This window comes from Flagellimonas amphidinii, from assembly GCF_013090115.1.
Classification (GTDB): domain Bacteria; phylum Bacteroidota; class Bacteroidia; order Flavobacteriales; family Flavobacteriaceae; genus Flagellimonas; species Flagellimonas amphidinii.
This window is the reverse complement of record NZ_JABFNN010000023.1, coordinates 22,118-40,329: the sequence shown is the minus strand read 5'-3', so window position 1 is coordinate 40,329 and position 18,212 is coordinate 22,118. Positions and strand designations below refer to the sequence as shown.

Sequence of the window (18,212 nt, the reverse complement as noted above, 5' to 3'; positions counted from 1 at the left end):
TGTTTAATCTTGGTCAATACTCATCCTCATTCCAGAGGTAGTCTTCTTCCGTGGGATAATCGGGCCAGATTTCCTCGATGGATTCATAAATTTCACCACCTTCCTCTTCCATGGATTGCAAGTTTTCAACAACTTCCAACGGCGCTCCGGTACGGATCGCATAATCTATCAGTTCGTCTTTGGTGGCTGGCCACGGTGCGTCACTTAAATATGAGGCTAGTTCTAATGTCCAGTACATAGTAACGGTTTGATTTTAAAATTTTTGCAAAAATAATTTTTAAACCCAATTCGCCAAGCAAAATCAACATTATTTAAAAATTATTTTGGTGTCGACAAGACTCTAACGCAAAAAAAACGATTTTATTAGTCCATTTTTTGCGGTACCCACTTGACTTCTTGGGCCTTCAAGTCCTTTGACAACTTTCGTGCCAAGACAAAAAGATAGTCTGAAAGGCGATTTATATAGGAAAGTAGCGTGTCAGGTACGGGTTCATTTTCGTGCAAGTAGGAGATCATTCGCTCTGCTCTACGGCAAATGGTCCTTGCAACATGACAGTATGACACGGTTGTGTGCCCTCCCGGAAGGATAAAATGTGTCATTTCTGGAAGCAATTCATTCATTGCATCGATTTCATTTTCCAAAACAGTGATGTCTTCCATACTTATTTTTGGAATTTTCAGTCGGTTTTCCTTTTTGGGTTCTGTGGCCAAAATTGCACCTACGGTAAAAAGTTTATCCTGAATTGTGGCTAGTATTTTTTTGTAGTGACCATTCATCTCCTGATCTCGAAGCAAACCTAAAAAAGAGTTCAATTCATCAATGGTGCCGTAGCTTTCTATTCTAACATGGTGTTTGGGTACTCTTGCGCCTGTAAAAAGTGAAGTTGTGCCTTTATCCCCGGTTTTGGTATAAATTTTCATTGTTCAGTTATCAATTGTCAATATGCAACTGCCAGTATACAATAAACAATCATCATTTATAAATTGCTCATTGCTCATTGCTCATTGCCTCTTCGTTTGCCCTCCATGAATTTTCTAGACCTTCTTCGTTTGGTCGCTCTTTTATTTCGAAATAAAATGACCAAATAAATTAGACCCAATACTGCAAGGACATACCAAATAGTGTAATCTGTTGTTGCGTTTTGCATAGTTAAAATTACTTTTTTAAATCCGAATGGTGAAATGCTGTTTGGCCTGTTCTTTACGTATGGACAGTACTCCAAGATGAAACATGTCTATACTCACGGTGACTTCTTCAAGAGCGATCAATTCTTTCCAAATCTCATGTTTTAAAGTATTTTCATGGACTTTACTGATAAAGATCAAACTGTCATTGTGAATTTTTCCTTTGGAAAGTAAAGTTATGAACTCTGCTTTATGAAGTGTTTCAAAATAGAGCACGTCAAAAGGAGAAGTATTCCAATCTAAACTAGGATTATATGCTTGAACAGATTGTTTTACTGTGGGATTTCCTTCAACCCAAGCATTTTTTGCATTGAAATAGCGGATTGATTTGAGCAATACATTAATGGATTTATTCTGATTGAGTTTCTTTTTGGAATACAGGCATTGCGTTACATAATTGAAAACAAAAGGAGAGTGTACTCCATGGGCATTGGTGGATTTCAGTAAAAATTTAAAATAGGATCTCATAAAAGCATCATCAACCTTCTAAAATGGAGGAGAGTTCAAACCAACGCTCCGTTTTTTCCTCAATTGTATCGGAAAGTTCTTGGAGTTCTCTGGACAATTGGTTGATTTCCTCACCGGATAAATCTGGATTGGTAAACTTGTTTTGCAATACTTCTTTTTGCTCTTCCAATTTTTGGATTTCCTTTTCCAGTTTTTGGTGTTCTCGTTGTTCTTGATAGGAGAGTTTACGAGAATTATCCTTTTCTTTCCAATTTGTTTTTTCAGATTTACTGGAAGAATTGCTTTTCACTTCTCTTTCCTCGGCAGTTTTGCTGCTTTCATAGGCCCTATGGTCAGAATAGTTGCCTGGAAAGTCTTCAATGACGCCGCTGCCTTTAAAAACAAAAAGGTGGTCCACAATTTTATCCATAAAATAGCGGTCGTGAGATACTACGATCAAACACCCTGGAAAATCCAATAAAAAGCTTTCCAATACATTAAGGGTAACAATGTCCAAGTCGTTGGTAGGCTCATCCAGGATTAAAAAATTAGGGTTTTGAATGAGTACGGTGCACAAATAGAGTCGTTTGCGTTCTCCCCCGCTCAGTTTTTCAACAAAATCATATTGTTTTTTACGGTCAAAAAGGAAACGTTCCAATAGCTGCTGGGCAGAGATTTGTTTTCCTTTTTTCAGAGGAATATAGTCGCCAAATTCCCTGATGACATCGATAACTTTTTGTCCTTCTTTTGGGGATATGCCTTTTTGAGTATAATACCCAAATTTAATGGTGTCGCCAACAACCACCTTTCCGCCATCTATACCTTCTTGTTGGGTGATGATATTCAAAAAAGTGGATTTCCCAGTTCCATTTTGTCCAATAATTCCAACCCTATCACCTTTGGTGAAGTTGTAATTAAACTTCTCTAAAATGATTCTTTCCCCATAGGATTTAGAGATATTGTGCAATTCCAAAATTTTGCTGCCCAGCCGCTCCATATTGAGTTCTAGCTGAACCTCATGTTCCTTTCTTCTTTGATGGGCTTTTCTTTTGATTTCATTGAAATCGTCAATTCTGGATTTGGATTTTGTGGTCCGTGCTTTCGGTTGTCTTCTGATCCAATCCAATTCTTTTTTGTAGAGCAATTTGGATTTGTGTTGTTCAACGGCTTCCCGTTCCATTCGGGCATCTTTTTCCCTTAGGTAGTAGGTGTAATTGCCCTTGTAACTATAAAGCTGATTGCTGTCCAATTCAATAATCTCATTGCACACCCTATCCAAAAAATACCGATCATGGGTGACCATAAAAAGGGTGATGTTTTCTTTGGTGAAATAGGCTTCCAGCCATTCGATCATTTCAAGGTCCAAATGGTTAGTGGGCTCATCCAAAATGAGCAAATCGGGTTTGTTGAGCAACGCATTTGCTAGGGCCAAACGCTTTTTTTGTCCGCCAGAAAGGGTTTTTACCTTGGCTGTTAGGTCGGTTAATTGTAGTTTGAAGAGAATCTGTTTGTATTGGGTTTCAAAATCCCAAGCATTATGTTGCTCCATAGCTTCAAATGCTTTTTGATACTGAACTGTATCTTCGGGATTGAGCATAGCTTTTTCATAAGTGGCGATCACCTTCAGAATTTCATTGTCTGTAGAAAGAATGGTTTCCTCAATGCTGAAATTAGGATTCAAGTCTGGTTCCTGCTCCAAAAAAGAGATTTTGGTTCCTTTTCTGAAAGCAACTTGTCCTGTTTCCGAATTGTCCTTTCCAGAAATAATGTTGAGGATGGAAGTTTTACCACTACCATTTTTGGCAATAAGCGCTATTTTTTGGTCCTTGTTGATTCCGAAGGAAATACCAGAAAATAGAACCAATTCCCCATAAGACTTCGATATGTTCTCTACCGTCAATAAGTTCATTGAAGCATTTTAATTCTGTTTGCTATGCTTTGCTCAGTTTTAAGAGGAAAACATAACGAATGGCAAGCGTCAAAAGTAAGGGAATCAAAACTGGGGAAAAAATTTGGACTTTAAGTATCCAAAGAATGACCAGGATTCCAATGAGTATCAAAAGTCCTATCAAATACTTGGTGAACCAATCAGGGAATTTATTTTGAAAAATCAAGATAAATGCAACGGCTAAATTAATAGGAAATGCCCATAGGATATTAAAATTATATGGGGTAGAGGTGTGGTCTGTGGCAACCCATAGTAGAAAAAGTATGGTGCCAGCCAATCCAGTTACTAAAAAAAGTGAAAAATCCAGCCATTTGCTCCGCGCCTTATGTTTGTAATCCAAATAGGTGACTATTGCGGTGAACACCAAAAGCATACTAAACCAGAAGAGTGGAGACATTGGGAAAAAACTGTTCTGGATATGTTCATCATAATCCAAAACAGCCCGTTCTCTTTTTAAGAGCGGCTTGCCATTAATGGTGGAGTTCCGTATTTGTTCCATTGCATAATAGGGCAAAAACATGTGTTCCTGAACGGTAGCTTTTCGGTCTACAACAGCACCAAAAGCCAAATCAATACCAAAAGCCGACCAAGAATTAATGTTTAAATTTTGCCGCACCAATTGTCGGAAAGTATATTGTTTATCTAAATGGTCTTCTTTAAAAACTATGGCATCACCATATAGATTTTTAAGGATATCACCTGTAATACTTGAACAATTATACCAGAGTGGGTCATAAAGATAATCTCGATTCTGAGGAAGGTAATTGTTTTCTAAAAAAGCCAAAAATTTATTTCTTTCCTCTAAAGTCAGATTCAAGATTTGCTCGCGTACCCATCTTTTCTCAAGTTCATATTCGTAAAGAAAGGTGTCAAAGCTTCTGCGTGATAAGGAGTAAATAAGTTTTCCTTTTACGAAGTTTAAATAAAAATTAGGCCGATTAAAATCGAATGTACCGTAGTTATAGACAACATCAATTCCTAAAACTGGGTCTTGAACCCTAATGGCACTATGTCCAAAGGCATAATATAATTCATCCCCAGCAGCACAGGTGAGCAGGCTAACTTGGGATTTATCACTCAATTGGGGAACTTGGGAAAATACCTTAAACCCAAGTAAAAGCAATACGGCAAAATTGAATATCCTAAGCCTCATCTGAAAATTTGTCAAACAAATATCAGAATAAAAATGGCACCTTTATCCATGAAATTTCAACACATTGTTTTTTGGCTTATTTTTACGAAAACCTAACCGTATGAAGCAATATATTCCGAACTTTTTAACACTCCTCAACGTTTTTAGCGGTTGCATTGCGGTGGTTTTTGCAGTCTTGAACCAATTGGAGCTGACCGCACTTTTTGTTTTCATCGGCATTTTCTTCGATTTTTTTGATGGTTTAGCTGCGCGATTACTGAAAGTACAAAGTGAAGTGGGGGTGCAGTTGGATTCTTTAGCCGATATGATCACCAGTGGTTTGGTGCCTGGGATTGTGATGTTTCAATTATTGAATATGTCCCAGACCGGTGGCTGGAATTTACCTTTTGGAATTGAAATTACAGATAATATGATATGGGGTGGAACTAAGTTTCATACAGTTTCATTCTTTGGATTTATCATAACGTTGGCTTCAGCATATAGGTTGGCTAAATTTAATGTAGATGAGAACCAAGTATCCTCATTTGTGGGGCTGCCCACTCCTGCAAATGCGTTATTGATTCTTTCATTACCCTTGATTTTATTGTACCACAACAATGAAGTACTCAATGGCATCATATTAAACCAATGGTTTTTGATGGGACTTACTATAGCTAGTGCTTATTTATTGAATGCTAAAATTGAACTCTTCGCATTAAAATTCAAGAATTGGGGTTTTAAGGAAAATGGCATACGGTATTTGTTTTTAATTGGAAGTTTGGTGCTCCTGCTTACCTTACAATTTTTGGCTATTCCGGTAATTATTGTTTTATACGTTTTATTGTCTCTGATCACAAAAAATACTAAGAGATGATTCCGAAATATAAAAAGTATAAATCAAAAATAAGTCTGGGATTGTTAGGATTTATCTCTCTTTTTTTTGGTGTTGGCCTATATTATATGACTATTGATTGGAATTCAATAGGAGCAATAATTCACTTGGTGACCTTTACTTTTGTATATTATTTGTTTTTTTCCATTTCCTATGAAATTAAAGGCGAATATTTGTTAATCAATTATGCCGCTTTTTATAAAAAGAAGATTGAAATTTCTTCCATTAACCAAATCAAGGAGACCCAAAGTCTTATAAGTGCTCCCGCTGCATCTTTAGATCGGATGGAAATTTTTTTTAATCGGTTTGATAGTGTGATTATTTCACCTAAAAACAAAAAAGAATTTATTGAACATATCAAATACGTGAACCCAGAAATTCAAATTAAACTGAAGAAAAGTACTTAAGAGACTTAAAAATCCAATTTCTTTTTTCGAAGCTCAAAATTCTGACCTAGGTAAACTTTTCTTACCATTTCGTCCACTGCTAGTTCTTCTGGAATTCCAGCTTTTAGAATACCACCTTCAAACATTAAGTAAGATCTCTCAGTAATTGCCAAGGTCTCTTGAACATTATGATCTGTGATTAGAATACCAATGTTCTTGTTCTTCAATTGTGCCACAATACGCTGAATATCCTCTACAGCAACGGGGTCAACTCCAGCAAAGGGTTCGTCCAATAAAATAAACTTGGGGTCTGTTGCCAAAGCTCTGGCTATTTCTGTACGCCTACGTTCGCCCCCTGAGAGCAAATCCCCACGGTTTTTTCGGATATGCCCTAAACCAAACTCATCAATCAAGGACTCCATTTTCATGTGTTGCTCCTTCTTGCTCAATTTGGTCAATTGAAGTACACTTAAGATATTATCTTCAATACTGAGCTTGCGAAAAACAGAAGCTTCTTGGGCCAGATAACCAATACCGTTTTGGGCTCTCTTGTACATGGGAAAATGAGTGATTTCCATGTCGTCCAAAAATATTTGACCGCCATTGGGCTTGATCAAACCTACAATCATATAAAAAGAAGTGGTCTTCCCGGCACCATTTGGACCTAAAAGGCCAACAATTTCCCCTTGGTTGACTTCTAGGGAAATACCTTTTACCACTTTCCGGCCTCTATAGGCCTTCATGATATTTTCTGCGCGTAGCTTCATAAGAATTCGCCAAAACTAAACATATTCTGTTTGCGAATCACGGTCTTTGGGATTTTTTTAAGCTTCGTTTTCTTCCAATGCCTCCCAATATTCATAGGCTTTTCGCAGATGTGGTACTACAATGGTGCCACCAACAAGCGTTGCAATGCCCAAGGTTTCCATGACCTCCTCTTTTGAAGCACCGGCTATTTTGGAATGTTCCAAGTGATATTTTACACAATCATCGCAACGCAGTACTGCAGATGCCACCAAACCCAACAATTCTTTGGTCTTCACATCCAATGCGCCTTCCATGTAGGCATTGGTGTCCAAGTTGAAGATACGTTTGATCAGTTTGTTGTTTTCTGCCAACAACTTTTCGTTCATTTTAGAACGATAAGCATTGAACTCTTCGACTTTATTAGGCATTTGCTTTCTCTTTTTTAGCTTCTCTTTTTACAACCAATTTAGAAATGTAGATACTGACCTGATACAAAATAAGAACAGGTATTGCAACAACGATTTGGCTTGTGACATCGGGGGGAGTGATAATGGCTGATAGAATCAGAACGATTACCAAGGCTATCTTTCTATATTTTCTTAATATTTCTGGGGTAACCAATCCTATTTTAGTCAAGAAATAAATGATTATTGGTAGTTCAAACAATACTCCACAAGCAAGAACAGACGCTCTTACGGTTGCTATAAAATTACTTAGGTCTATTTCACTTGTAACTTCTTTACTTATGGTATAGGTGCCCAGAAAATTGATGGATAGAGGGGCTACAACATAATACCCGAAAAGAACACCCAGGAAAAATAATGCAGAGGCTGTTAAAATGAATCCTCTGGAGTGTTTTCTTTCATTATCGTGCAATCCTGGACTTACAAACCTCCATAACTCCCATAAAATGTATGGAAAACCGATGATGATTCCAGCCCAAATAGAAGTCCAAATGTGGGCCGAAAATAGACCTGCCATGGTTCGATTTTGTATGGTAAAAGGGAATGAATCGGCACAAAATTCAGATGTAATATCAAAGAAAGTAGCAATATTACAGAAAAAACGATAGGTTGGGAAGTCCATTCTTTTTGGGCCGAAAATAACCGTGTCAAAAATAAAAGACTTCATTAGAAAAGCTCCACAGGCAATTATTAAGATAGCTACAACTGATCGAATCAAATGCCATCTCAATTCTTCCAAATGGTCCAAAAAGGACATTTCGTTGGGGTTCTTACTCTCGGTTTTTGCCATTATAGAATTCCTTCATTAATAAGGTTATGGATGTGGACCACCCCAACATACTGATCATTGTCAAAAGCCAAAAGTTGAGTGATTCCCTTTTCTTGGAGCAACTCCAAAGCCTTTACGGCAAGGGTTTCTATAGGTACTGATTTTGGATTTGATGTCATAATATCTTTGGCGGTTAATCCACTTATATTGTCATGGTTGCTGAGCATTCTACGAATATCACCATCAGTTACAACACCTACTACCTTATCATTTTCCAGTACCGCGGTAACACCAAGCATTTTTTTGGAAATCTCCACGATTACTTCCTTTACGCTAGAATTGATGTCGACCTCTGGTTTTTGATTGTTCACTACAATATCGGCTACTCGCAAGTACAGTTTTTTCCCTAAAGAACCTCCGGGGTGAAACTTGGCAAAATCAGAACTACTGAAGCCTCTCAATTCCAATAAACTAATAGCTAGGGCATCGCCCATTGCCATTTGGGCCGACGTGCTTGTGGTTGGCGCAAGGTTATTGGGACAGGCTTCTTTTTTTACATATGTATTCAAAACAAAATCTGCTTGTTTGGCTAAAATAGAATCCATATTACCGGTAATACCAATCAATTTATTTTTACCAATCTTTATTAAAGGAAGCAAAGCTTTTATTTCTGGAGTATTTCCGCTTTTGGAAAGACAGACCACTACATCGTCTTCTTGTATGGTGCCCAAATCACCATGGATTGCATCTGCAGCATGCATAAATGTGGCCGCTGTACCTGTTGAATTGAGAGTAGCTACAATTTTCGAAGCAACAATGGCGCTTTTCCCTACTCCAGAAACCACAACCCTACCCTTGGATTCTAAAATATATTGTACGGCAAGGGCAAATTGATCATCCAATTGATGGATTAAATCATGTATCGCCTTGCTCTCGGTTTCAAGGGTTCTTTTGGCTATGGATAGAATTGACTGAATGTCGCTCAAGGTAATTAACAAATTATGTAGATTGTATTCCTAAAGAATGTCTTATATTTAAGATTACAAAACTAATCAAACTATCTTTTACTAACCATTAACTAAAGATAGAATACTTCTAGTTTGAAATCGATACTCAAAATTGGAACTTCTACAACCTTAATTAAGGTTGAACTAAATTGAAAAATACGGAAATGGGTCTTACGAATACCGATTTGCACTCCTCACTTAAAAAACATTTTGGTTTTTCAAAATTTAAAGGATTACAGGAAAAGGTCATACAGAACATTCTTAGTAATAAAGATACTTTTGTAATAATGCCTACTGGTGGTGGAAAATCACTTTGTTATCAACTACCAGCTATCATGAAGGAAGGAACTGCCATTGTGGTTTCTCCACTGATTGCGTTAATGAAAAACCAAGTTGATGCCATTCGGGGCATATCTGAACAAAATGGAATAGCACATGTGCTCAACTCTTCATTGACTAAGACAGAAGTCAAGCAAGTTAAAGAAGATATGGTCAATGGCAATACCAAACTTTTATATGTGGCACCTGAAAGTTTGACCAAAGATGAAAACATTGAGTTCTTACGAAGTGTTCCACTTTCATTTGTTGCTGTGGATGAAGCCCATTGCATATCGGAGTGGGGGCATGATTTTAGACCCGAATATCGAAACCTTAAAGGAATTATAGCTCGTTTGGGTGATAATATTCCCATAATTGGCCTTACAGCTACTGCTACGGTAAAAGTTCAGGAAGATATTATAAAGAATTTGGGCATGACGGATGCGAAAGTTTTCAAAGCATCCTTTAACAGACCCAATTTGTTTTACGAGGTACGTCCAAAAACTCAAAATGTGGATGCGGATATTATTCGCTTCGTTAAGCAAAATCAAGGTAAATCTGGTATTATTTACTGTTTGAGCCGCAAGCGGGTGGAAGAATTGGCCCAGGTACTTCAAGTAAATGGTATAAGTGCAGTGCCTTATCATGCTGGTTTTGATGCCAAGACCCGATCCAAATATCAAGATATGTTCTTGATGGAAGATGTGGATGTTGTTGTGGCTACCATTGCCTTCGGGATGGGTATAGATAAACCCGATGTCCGTTTTGTCATCCATCATGATATTCCCAAGAGTATTGAAAGTTATTATCAGGAAACTGGTCGTGCAGGGCGTGATGGCGGGGAAGGGCATTGTTTGGCCTTTTATGCATACAAAGACGTGGAAAAATTGGAGAAATTTATGTCCGGAAAACCAGTGGCCGAACAAGAAATAGGAAATGCCCTCCTACAAGAGATAGTGGCCTATGCAGAAACTTCTATGTCCAGACGAAAGTTCATTCTCCACTATTTTGGAGAAGACTTTGATGCGGTCAATGGAGAGGGAGCCGATATGGATGATAATGCAAGGAATCCAAAGCCCAAAGAGGAAGCTAAAAATGAGGTGGTAAAATTGCTGACAGTAGTCCGGGATACCAAAGAAAAATTCAAAACCAAAGAGATTGTTAAAATTCTAGTGGGAAAGACCAATGCCATGATTACCTCTCATAAGACCGATGAAAAGGAATTCTTTGGAATTGGTTCCGAAAAGGACGAAGCATATTGGATGGCTTTGGTAAGGCAGGTCTTGGTGGCTGGATTATTGAAGAAAGAAATAGAACGGTATGGAATACTCAGCTTATTGGACGGGGGTAAGCAGTTTTTGGAAAAACCGGAATCATTTTTAATGACAAAGGACCATACTTATACTGAAGAAAATAACCAAGCTATAATTACTGCCGGTAAATCGGGTGGAGGAGCTGCAGATCAGAACTTATTGAAACTGCTAAAAGATCTTCGTAAAAAAGAAGCAACAAAAATAGGTGTTCCTCCTTTTGTTGTATTCCAAGATCCATCTTTAGAAGATATGTCCTTAAAGTATCCTATCACCATGGAAGAATTGGTCAATATCCAGGGAGTGGGTGAGGGAAAGGCTAAGAAATATGGTAAGCCTTTTGTGCAGTTCATTGCCAAGTATGTTGATGAAAATGATGTGATACGTCCAGATGACCTTGTCGTAAAAAGTACTGGGGCCAACTCTGGATTGAAGCTTTATGTGATTCAGAGTGTGGATAGAAAACTGCCTTTGGATGACATTGCCTCGGCAAAGGGATTGGAACTGCAAGATTTAATAAAGGAGATGGAGCAAATTGTTTTCAGTGGAACCAAACTCAATATTGGGTATTGGATTGATGAAATTCTAGATGAAGACCAACAAGAGGAAATCCATGATTATTTTCTGGAAGCCGACTCAGATTCCATTTCTGAGGCAGTAGAAGAGTTTGAAGGGGATTACGAAGACGAGGAACTTAGACTATACCGATTAAAATTCATCAGCGAGGTCGCTAATTAAGGTGACAAATAGATGAAAGGATAAATAGGAAGATTCCTTAAAACCATAAAGAGAATCACAATTCCCAAAAGAACTAGGGGAGCATACCTATAACTTATAAGGCTAGGACCTTTTATCCATTTTAATTTCACCAGAGCATGTTGAAGAAGGACAAGAGCTGCTGGTAAGAGCAATGCATTATGGCTAATGGCCTCTCCGATTCTTAGATGTAACAAATCGTGGATTGCCCTTTGGGTTCCGCAACCTGAACAATGGATGCCCATATATTTATGGACAGGGCATTTTGGAAACAAAAGGCCACTTTCTGGATTGAACAAAAAGTAAAGGAGTATTGCCAAAATTGACAACACTCCCAAACCTATAATGACATATAATTTCTTAATAACCATTGTTGGCCATTGCTCCTAAAAAGGCAAATCCGAATATAGCAATATAGATGATTATAAACACTGCAGATATTCCAATTCCGATAAAAGCCCACAATTTTGCATTTTTAGATGCTTTTTCTGCCATTTCATATTCTCCGCGAGCATAATGTTCATTCACTTTGGAGGCATAGATAATACTCGCAATTCCTGTTGCTATACAGCAGAATATGGTACTTAAAATTGCCACAACCATATAATTGTTTGGTTTAGGTGGCATGTTTTGGTTGTTTTCCATTGGTTAAATATAATATTTAAGATTATTGATTATTCCATTCCTCGATTGCTTCTCTTAACCTTTCTTCATCTTGCAAAGTTTCCAATCCGAAAGTACTTATTGCCCAAATCATAATCCCCCAAAAAATAACTGCAAGTATGATTCCTATTATTGATAAGATTACACCTATTTTAACGTTGCCATAATCTGAATATTCTTCAGGATTCTCTTTGTATTGTTTCTTGGCTTTGGATGAAAGAAACAAGGCTATAAGGCCAAATAATCCCCCGAATCCATAGCAGCAGCCCAAAACCGCTGATACGATACCAAAAACTAAGATTAATGTTGCATTTGGGAGTTTTTGTTGTTCCATGATTTAAGTATTAGTTAAAAAGATTATTCATTTTTAGAATGTAACTCACAATAATTGTAGCCGTAACCAATAATATCAGTGTTACTTTTATATAATGCGCATACTTGAACTTCACAAAAAGATTGGACACCAAAAAAAGCAATAGCATTAAAATTGGATAAATGGCGGGATACATTTTGAATGCAGCCATAAATTCTCCGTGAAGAAGCAAATGTATCGCTCTTTGCATACCACAACCAGGGCAATCCAGCCCAAACAATTTCTTGTTGAGGCATGGCAACATGTATCTATCTGCGTTTAGTAAATAAATGGTTGGCTGTAGTTGCATGGTCACTGTAACTGCGAAGAAAAATACTATTATTTTTGCGATTGATGCTAATTTTCATGATTTTTTTGAATAGGAAATGAACGGTCATAACCTTAAAATAGGAGATAGGGTAGAGGTTTTGGATGATACTATATCTGGCAGAGTTGAAACTATTGTGGGGGATAAGGTCACCCTTGTTACTGATGATGGTTTCCCCATAACATACTCTTTTGGTGAATTGGTGAAGGTGGAAAATGATATCAAAGTATCAAATTATGAGGTGGCACAAATAAAAGGAGAAAAACAAATCCCCAAGAAAAGGAGTAATCAAAAGGTTAAGCCAAAACAACGTAATGTGCCCAAAATGGAGGTGGATCTTCATATTCATCAATTGGTAAAATCCACCAGAGGTCTAAGCAATTTTGACATGCTCAACTTACAGTTGGATACAGCTAAAAGACAATTGGATTTTGCAATTTCAAAACGTATTCAAAAAGTGGTTTTCATCCATGGAGTGGGAGAAGGTATTCTCAAAGAGGAACTTCAATACTTGTTGAAGAAATATGACAATTTGAAATACTATGATGCCGATTATCAAAAATATGGTTTGGGGGCAACAGAGGTCTATATTTTTCAGAATTCCTAGTTGGAAATCACTGTAGTAACCTCACCAAACTCATTTATGGTCAAATTGGTAATGCGATCTCCAGATTCTGTAACAAAAGAAATGCCGCTCAAACTGATGGTGTGGACAAAATTGGTAGTATCAGCATCCATGGTAGTTTCAATAATTACTAGCCCGTCTTCAGCTTCAATTTCGTCAACGACCGTAGGGGTGACAGGTGGAATATCATCACAAAAATAATTGTCGCTCACATCTTCGGAAAAAATCCTGTAAGTGATTTGTGTTTGCCCTGGGACTGTACTTTCAGTGGTTACCGTTTCACCAATGGTGCCCTTATTTAATGTGCCACTTTGAAGATTCATGATCAAAGCCTCGTCCTCATTGATTTTGAAAAGTATATTGGCCGAATTGGCCACAGGGTCATCACAATACTCGATTGAAACACTGTCAAAATCTATGGTCTCTATTTGAAGGTCGCCATCACTGCACGAAGAAAGCATCAATGCCAATAGGCTTGGAAAGAAAAATTTTCTCATGCCTCAAATTTAAAGGAATTCCATTTTAATACCCCAACTCCATTCAATACTTTAAAAGAAATTAACTTTATTTGGCCTATTTTTACCCCGTTGAAATGATAGCTGAATCATGCAAAAAGTATATCTGGATAATGCGGCAACAACGCAGGTAAGGGATGAGGTGATTTCGAAAATGCAAGAGGCGTTGGTCGAATTTTACGGAAACCCCTCCTCAACGCACAGTTTTGGTAGATCGGCCAAAACAGCTGTCGAAAAAGCAAGAAAGACAATTGCCAAAACCTTGAATGCCCAACCTTCAGAAATTATTTTTACTTCTGGGGGGACCGAGGCAGACAATATGATTTTGCGTTGTGCTGTCCGTGACCTTGGAGTAAAGACCATCATAACCTCTAAAATTGAACACCATGCCGTGCTTCACACTGCTGAAGAGTTGGAAAAAGAGTATGGTATTTCACTTCAGTTTGTTGATTTGGATTCACATGGAAATCCGTTGTTGGAGCATTTGGAAACACTACTAAAGCAAGACGATTCCAAAAAATTGGTCAGTTTGATGCACGTCAATAACGAAATTGGAAATATTCTGGATATTGATGCTATTGGAAAGCTATGTGAGGAAAATGCTGCACTTTTTCATTCAGATACGGTACAGTCTGTTGGGCATTACCCTTGGGATGTTCAATCTGTATCTATTGATTTCATGACAGCTGCCGCCCATAAGTTTCACGGTCCTAAAGGGATTGGGTTTGCATTCATTAGAAAGAATTCTGGATTAAAACCCTTCATTTTTGGGGGTTCCCAAGAACGTGGTTTTAGAGCTGGCACCGAACCGTTCCATAATATTGTTGGTTTGGAAGAAGCTTTTGTTAAGGCTTATGAAAATTTAGAAGAGGAGACCGTGTTTGTTAAAGGCCTGAAGCAGTATTTTGTTGAGAGAATACAACAGGAAATACCCGATGTTGCGTTTAATGGTTTTTCTGGTGACCTTGAAAAAAGTACGTATACTTTGGCCAATGTCAGATTGCCTTTTGATAAACAGAAGGGGCTAATGTTGTTGTTTCATTTGGATATGAAGGGAATTGCCTGTTCCAAAGGAAGTGCATGCCAGTCTGGAAGTAATTTGGGTTCACATGTGCTAACAGAAATCCTGCCAACGGAAGAATTGGAAAAACCTTCATTGCGGTTTTCATTTTCTAAGTACAATAACAAAGAAGAGCTGGATTACACCATTCAGGTACTCAAGGAGTTTGCCGAAAGCTGATATCAACCTTTGTTTTTGCGTTTTTTCTCCTTGTCGTAGGGAAATTTACGGGAGGCAAGTCTCATCATTTTGTCAATAAGCTCTGTGGTATTCTTTCCGGTTTTCTTATCAATGGACTTTTCGTATTTCCAAAGAAGTTTACCGGTGTCACCATCACTGACTTTTATGCCTATTCTGCCGTAATTGGCATCTCTGAAGTAATCCAACAAACTAAAATTGGTGGGAACTCCTTTGGAAAGCAATATGTTAAGGCGTAGGTTGCCACTGATGATGCCATCAACCTTTAAGATTTTACACAGTTCTTGAGTGGTGTAGATATCAAGATTATTATAATCAATGTCATTTTGCGATAAAATAGCATTGGTGTTCTCAATATTCTGAAAATCTACATTGAACTTCTTTCTCTTTTTTCTTTTGGAGAAGTAGGTTTCCAAAGCATTTTGAACTGCATAACCCTCTCTTTCTGCTAATCTGGAAAGCTCTTGGGCATCAATGTTTTCCTTTAGTTCCAAATTTGCTATAAAAGGAATTATAGCCAAAATTTTATGGTCCTTTGAGAGTTCATCGAACCTTCTGTGCTCATAAATGTTTTTTTGGGCCACAGTTAGGCTTACGGTAAACAACATTATGAGAGTAAGGAGCTTTTTCATCAATCTATATTAAAAACGCATTCCAAATTTTAAGTTCAAAACACGACTTGTCAAAAAATTAGGCACAGCAAATTGTTGCTGTGTATCTACATCCCTTACCCAAGTATTGGTAATGGAATTCTGGTTGTTGAACATGTTGAAAATTTCAAAACCTATATTGAACTCCTTGAACTTGTGCAGCCAATGCCCTTTGGGATGCTGATTTTTTTCGTCTGCAAAAATATAGGAAATTCCAATATCTGCCCTTCTATAATCTCTTAATCTATTCTGAAAATCATAAGGATCCGCATTGTTGGGAGACCCACCTGGAACTCCAGTATTGTATACCATATTGAGATATAGTTTTAGATTGGGGATGGTTGGCACATAATCTTGAAAAAGTACGGCAAACTTTAACCGTTGGTCCGTAGGTCTTGAAATATAGCCACGGTCATTGGTGTTTTCTTTGGTTTGAAGATAGCCTACACTCACCCAAGACTGCGCTCCGGGAACAAAAGCCCCTGTTAATCTAAAATCAAATCCATAAGCAAATGCCTTTGCATTGTTGTCTGCGGCATAACGTATACGAACATCTTCAATGGTATATGGGTTTACGTTGGTAAGGCCCTTGTAATATGCTTCACTGACCAAAGTGAAGGGACGGTTCCATAAATCAAAGCTGTATTCACTCCCCAGAACATAATGAATCGACTTTTGTGCTTCAACATTTGGATTGATTGTCCCGTTTAGATTTCGCAATTCCCTATAGAAAGGTGGTTGTTGGTAACTGCCGATGGCCATACGGAACAGGATGTCCTTTTTCCAATCTGGTTTGACGCTGAATTGCCCACGGGGACTCAGCAAGGTTTGGGAATTAGTGTCAAAACCATTACCGCTAAGAATCCAATGTTGTGCCCGTAACCCTATATTGAAATAAACGTTGTGAGACCCCCATGTTGAGTTTTGAGTGTACTGCACATAACTGGATATCCTGTTGGTTTGCACAAAATTAGTGGCACGAACACTTTCAAAAGCTTCAATACCTCCAACAAACGGTTCTTCGGGCTGGTTGTTCACAAATTCCGGCTCCGAAGGGCGAATAAAAAAACCGGCCGAATCAATAAATTCAGATTCCTTGAGCTGGTCACGGATGTCTTCATGTGAATAGTTGAGACCCCATTCCAAGGATTTTTCTCCTTTTTGGTACTTCCCTTGGTGTGAAAAATTAAAAATAAGAGCATCCAATTGGTTTCTGGCTCTGTTAATTTGAGAGCCAACACCTCTTGAGGCTGTAACCTCCCCTAAAGTGTCACTTCCTAAATTAGTGTCTATTTCTCCAAGCTCATAGGAGGCAATAATATCTGAAAACTCTTCTTCCTGAGTGTGGTACAATGAAGTTGAAAAAGTCAACTTGGTATTCTCATTGGCAAAATAATCTCCCTTAAAGGCCCCCAAGGCACTTGTGTATTTGCTGTTTTCTTTTCCTTCATAGAAAATCAACAAAGCTCTAGGGTCATTTAAGGTTCCAAAATTGGTCTGGCGAGTGAGCGGTTCATTCTCATAGTCATTGATGGAATAGGTACCTAAAAAGTTGAGGTGAAATTTCTTTGAAAATCTATGGGTCAGGTAAGTTTGGACATCCAAAAATTTAGGATTGAAATTACTTTGGGTTTCTTGGCTATTTACCAACAAGCTATTATTTCTGTAGCGCACTCCAGTAATACTGGTAAATTTCTTGTTTTTTGAAATGGTCTCCAAAGTAGTACTGGCACCAAGAAGGCTTCCTTCTATCCGTAACCCAAAATCAACAGGTATTTTATAGGTAATATCCAACATGGAGGATAGTTTGTCACCATATTTAGCTTGAAAACCGCCTGGAGAAAACTTAAGATTCGTTATCATATGACTGTTTACAAAGCTTAAACCTTCTTGTTGTGCAGAACGTACTAGGAATGGCCTATACACCTGAATACCGTTGACATAAATCAAATTTTCATCAAAATTACCGCCTCTTACATTGTATTGTGTGCTCAATTCATTGTTGAAGGAAACCCCGGGAAGTAGTTTTAAGATATTTTCCACTCCAGCGTTTGCACCCGGAATTTTGCGGACGACCTCAGGGCTCACTGTAGTGATGCCATCAATATTTTTTCTTCCTGTGGCGGATACGTCAACTCCTGCCACTTGAATGATATTGGTTTTCATGACAGGATTGAATTCATAGGTTTCATTCGTGGTCAGCAACAAGTTTTCCAAAATCACATTTTCATGGCCTAAATGCGAAAACGTAACGGTACTCTTGGTGTCTGCAACCAATTCTAGAATATAGTAACCAAATTGATTGGAAGTGGTGCCTGTTTTTCCAGAAACAATGTTCACATCTGGAATAGGGGTGTTATTTTCATCCAAAACGGTTCCGACCAATGTGGCGGTTTGACCATTTAGGCTGATTGCCCAAAGTATTAGCAAAGGCAGTAGTATGGATTTTAGGCTTGTCAA

General features: G+C 38.0%; 22 protein-coding genes. 5 read left to right on the top strand and 17 right to left on the bottom strand.

Annotated features, from left to right (window positions below):
- Nucleotides 1-13: 13 nt before the first annotated feature.
- The 6 genes from HJC33_RS02835 to HJC33_RS02810 form a co-directional block, all read right to left on the bottom strand.
- The gene (locus HJC33_RS02835) at nt 14-238 is read right to left on the bottom strand and encodes a DUF2795 domain-containing protein (RefSeq protein WP_013551418.1); all 225 of its coding nucleotides are present in this window, start codon (nt 236-238) and stop codon (nt 14-16) included.
- Between the two features lie 125 nt (nt 239-363).
- Nucleotides 364-921, bottom strand: a complete 558-nt coding sequence (locus HJC33_RS02830) for a cob(I)yrinic acid a,c-diamide adenosyltransferase (protein ID WP_171657280.1) — start codon at nt 919-921, stop codon at nt 364-366.
- Between the two features lie 74 nt (nt 922-995).
- Complete coding sequence (locus HJC33_RS02825) at nt 996-1,148, bottom strand: hypothetical protein (protein ID WP_171657279.1); 153 nt, start codon at nt 1,146-1,148, stop codon at nt 996-998.
- 16 nt (nt 1,149-1,164) lie between these two features.
- Complete coding sequence (locus HJC33_RS02820; protein WP_171657278.1) at nt 1,165-1,653, bottom strand: hypothetical protein; 489 nt, start codon at nt 1,651-1,653, stop codon at nt 1,165-1,167.
- Nucleotides 1,654-1,663: 10 nt separating this feature from the next.
- Complete coding sequence (locus HJC33_RS02815) at nt 1,664-3,541, bottom strand: ABC-F family ATP-binding cassette domain-containing protein (protein ID WP_171657277.1); 1,878 nt, start codon at nt 3,539-3,541, stop codon at nt 1,664-1,666.
- A 22-nt stretch (nt 3,542-3,563) separates the two neighbouring features.
- Nucleotides 3,564-4,733 carry a lipoprotein N-acyltransferase Lnb domain-containing protein gene (locus HJC33_RS02810; protein ID WP_171657276.1) on the bottom strand — a complete coding sequence of 390 codons (1,170 nt, stop codon included), beginning with the start codon at nt 4,731-4,733 and terminating at the stop codon, nt 3,564-3,566.
- Between the two features lie 100 nt (nt 4,734-4,833).
- Here HJC33_RS02810 and HJC33_RS02805 point away from each other — a divergent pair, with 100 nt between their 5' ends.
- A complete protein-coding gene (locus HJC33_RS02805) occupies nt 4,834-5,586 on the top strand; it encodes a CDP-alcohol phosphatidyltransferase family protein (RefSeq protein ID WP_171657275.1) in 753 nt (250 codons plus the stop codon).
- Nucleotides 5,583-6,011: a PH domain-containing protein gene (locus HJC33_RS02800; protein WP_171657274.1), complete on the top strand. Its 429-nt coding sequence runs from the start codon at nt 5,583-5,585 to the stop codon at nt 6,009-6,011. Before HJC33_RS02805 ends, HJC33_RS02800 begins: the two co-directional genes overlap by 4 nt.
- Nucleotides 6,012-6,016: 5 nt before the next feature.
- On the opposite strand, the gene lptB is transcribed toward HJC33_RS02800, so the two are convergent.
- From lptB to HJC33_RS02780, 4 genes are read right to left on the bottom strand one after another with little or no spacing between them, the layout of a single operon-like run.
- Nucleotides 6,017-6,757, bottom strand: a complete 741-nt coding sequence (gene lptB, locus HJC33_RS02795; RefSeq protein WP_171657273.1) for an LPS export ABC transporter ATP-binding protein — start codon at nt 6,755-6,757, stop codon at nt 6,017-6,019.
- Nucleotides 6,758-6,814: 57 nt separating this feature from the next.
- Nucleotides 6,815-7,165: a carboxymuconolactone decarboxylase family protein gene (locus HJC33_RS02790; RefSeq protein ID WP_171657272.1), complete on the bottom strand. Its 351-nt coding sequence runs from the start codon at nt 7,163-7,165 to the stop codon at nt 6,815-6,817.
- The gene (tatC, locus tag HJC33_RS02785; protein ID WP_171657271.1) at nt 7,158-7,991 is read right to left on the bottom strand and encodes a twin-arginine translocase subunit TatC; all 834 of its coding nucleotides are present in this window, start codon (nt 7,989-7,991) and stop codon (nt 7,158-7,160) included. Before tatC ends, HJC33_RS02790 begins: the two co-directional genes overlap by 8 nt.
- The gene (locus HJC33_RS02780; RefSeq protein ID WP_171657270.1) at nt 7,991-8,956 is read right to left on the bottom strand and encodes a KpsF/GutQ family sugar-phosphate isomerase; all 966 of its coding nucleotides are present in this window, start codon (nt 8,954-8,956) and stop codon (nt 7,991-7,993) included. Before HJC33_RS02780 ends, tatC begins: the two co-directional genes overlap by 1 nt.
- Before the next feature lie 185 nt (nt 8,957-9,141).
- Here HJC33_RS02780 and HJC33_RS02775 point away from each other — a divergent pair, with 185 nt between their 5' ends.
- Nucleotides 9,142-11,343: a RecQ family ATP-dependent DNA helicase gene (locus tag HJC33_RS02775; RefSeq protein WP_171657269.1), complete on the top strand. Its 2,202-nt coding sequence runs from the start codon at nt 9,142-9,144 to the stop codon at nt 11,341-11,343.
- On the opposite strand, the gene HJC33_RS02770 is transcribed toward HJC33_RS02775, so the two are convergent.
- From HJC33_RS02770 to HJC33_RS02755, 4 genes are read right to left on the bottom strand one after another with little or no spacing between them, the layout of a single operon-like run.
- Nucleotides 11,340-11,732 carry a DUF2752 domain-containing protein gene (locus tag HJC33_RS02770; RefSeq protein ID WP_171657268.1) on the bottom strand — a complete coding sequence of 131 codons (393 nt, stop codon included), beginning with the start codon at nt 11,730-11,732 and terminating at the stop codon, nt 11,340-11,342. The genes HJC33_RS02775 and HJC33_RS02770 overlap by 4 nt on opposite strands.
- Nucleotides 11,722-11,988, bottom strand: a complete 267-nt coding sequence (locus HJC33_RS02765; protein WP_246245469.1) for a CD225/dispanin family protein — start codon at nt 11,986-11,988, stop codon at nt 11,722-11,724. Before HJC33_RS02765 ends, HJC33_RS02770 begins: the two co-directional genes overlap by 11 nt.
- A 40-nt stretch (nt 11,989-12,028) precedes the next feature.
- Nucleotides 12,029-12,358: a CCC motif membrane protein gene (locus HJC33_RS02760; RefSeq protein WP_171657266.1), complete on the bottom strand. Its 330-nt coding sequence runs from the start codon at nt 12,356-12,358 to the stop codon at nt 12,029-12,031.
- Nucleotides 12,359-12,368: 10 nt separating this feature from the next.
- Entirely contained in the window at nt 12,369-12,587 is a 219-nt protein-coding gene (locus HJC33_RS02755; RefSeq protein WP_313777726.1) for a DUF2752 domain-containing protein, read from the bottom strand.
- A 175-nt stretch (nt 12,588-12,762) separates the two neighbouring features.
- Here HJC33_RS02755 and HJC33_RS02750 point away from each other — a divergent pair, with 175 nt between their 5' ends.
- Nucleotides 12,763-13,311: a Smr/MutS family protein gene (locus tag HJC33_RS02750; RefSeq protein WP_171657265.1), complete on the top strand. Its 549-nt coding sequence runs from the start codon at nt 12,763-12,765 to the stop codon at nt 13,309-13,311.
- On the opposite strand, the gene HJC33_RS02745 is transcribed toward HJC33_RS02750, so the two are convergent.
- Nucleotides 13,308-13,826, bottom strand: coding sequence for a hypothetical protein (locus tag HJC33_RS02745; protein WP_171657264.1), 519 nt, complete (start codon nt 13,824-13,826; stop codon nt 13,308-13,310). The genes HJC33_RS02750 and HJC33_RS02745 overlap by 4 nt on opposite strands.
- Before the next feature lie 109 nt (nt 13,827-13,935).
- Here HJC33_RS02745 and HJC33_RS02740 point away from each other — a divergent pair, with 109 nt between their 5' ends.
- Nucleotides 13,936-15,084 (top strand): cysteine desulfurase family protein, encoded by a 1,149-nt coding sequence (locus tag HJC33_RS02740; RefSeq protein ID WP_171657263.1) that lies wholly within the window; start codon nt 13,936-13,938, stop codon nt 15,082-15,084.
- A gap of 2 nt (nt 15,085-15,086) precedes the next feature.
- Here the strand turns inward: HJC33_RS02740 and HJC33_RS02735 are convergent, their stop codons facing one another.
- Nucleotides 15,087-15,734, bottom strand: a complete 648-nt coding sequence (locus HJC33_RS02735; RefSeq protein WP_171657262.1) for a hypothetical protein — start codon at nt 15,732-15,734, stop codon at nt 15,087-15,089.
- A gap of 9 nt (nt 15,735-15,743) precedes the next feature.
- The gene (locus HJC33_RS02730; RefSeq protein ID WP_246245467.1) at nt 15,744-18,182 is read right to left on the bottom strand and encodes a TonB-dependent receptor; all 2,439 of its coding nucleotides are present in this window, start codon (nt 18,180-18,182) and stop codon (nt 15,744-15,746) included.
- Nucleotides 18,183-18,212 lie beyond the last annotated feature (30 nt).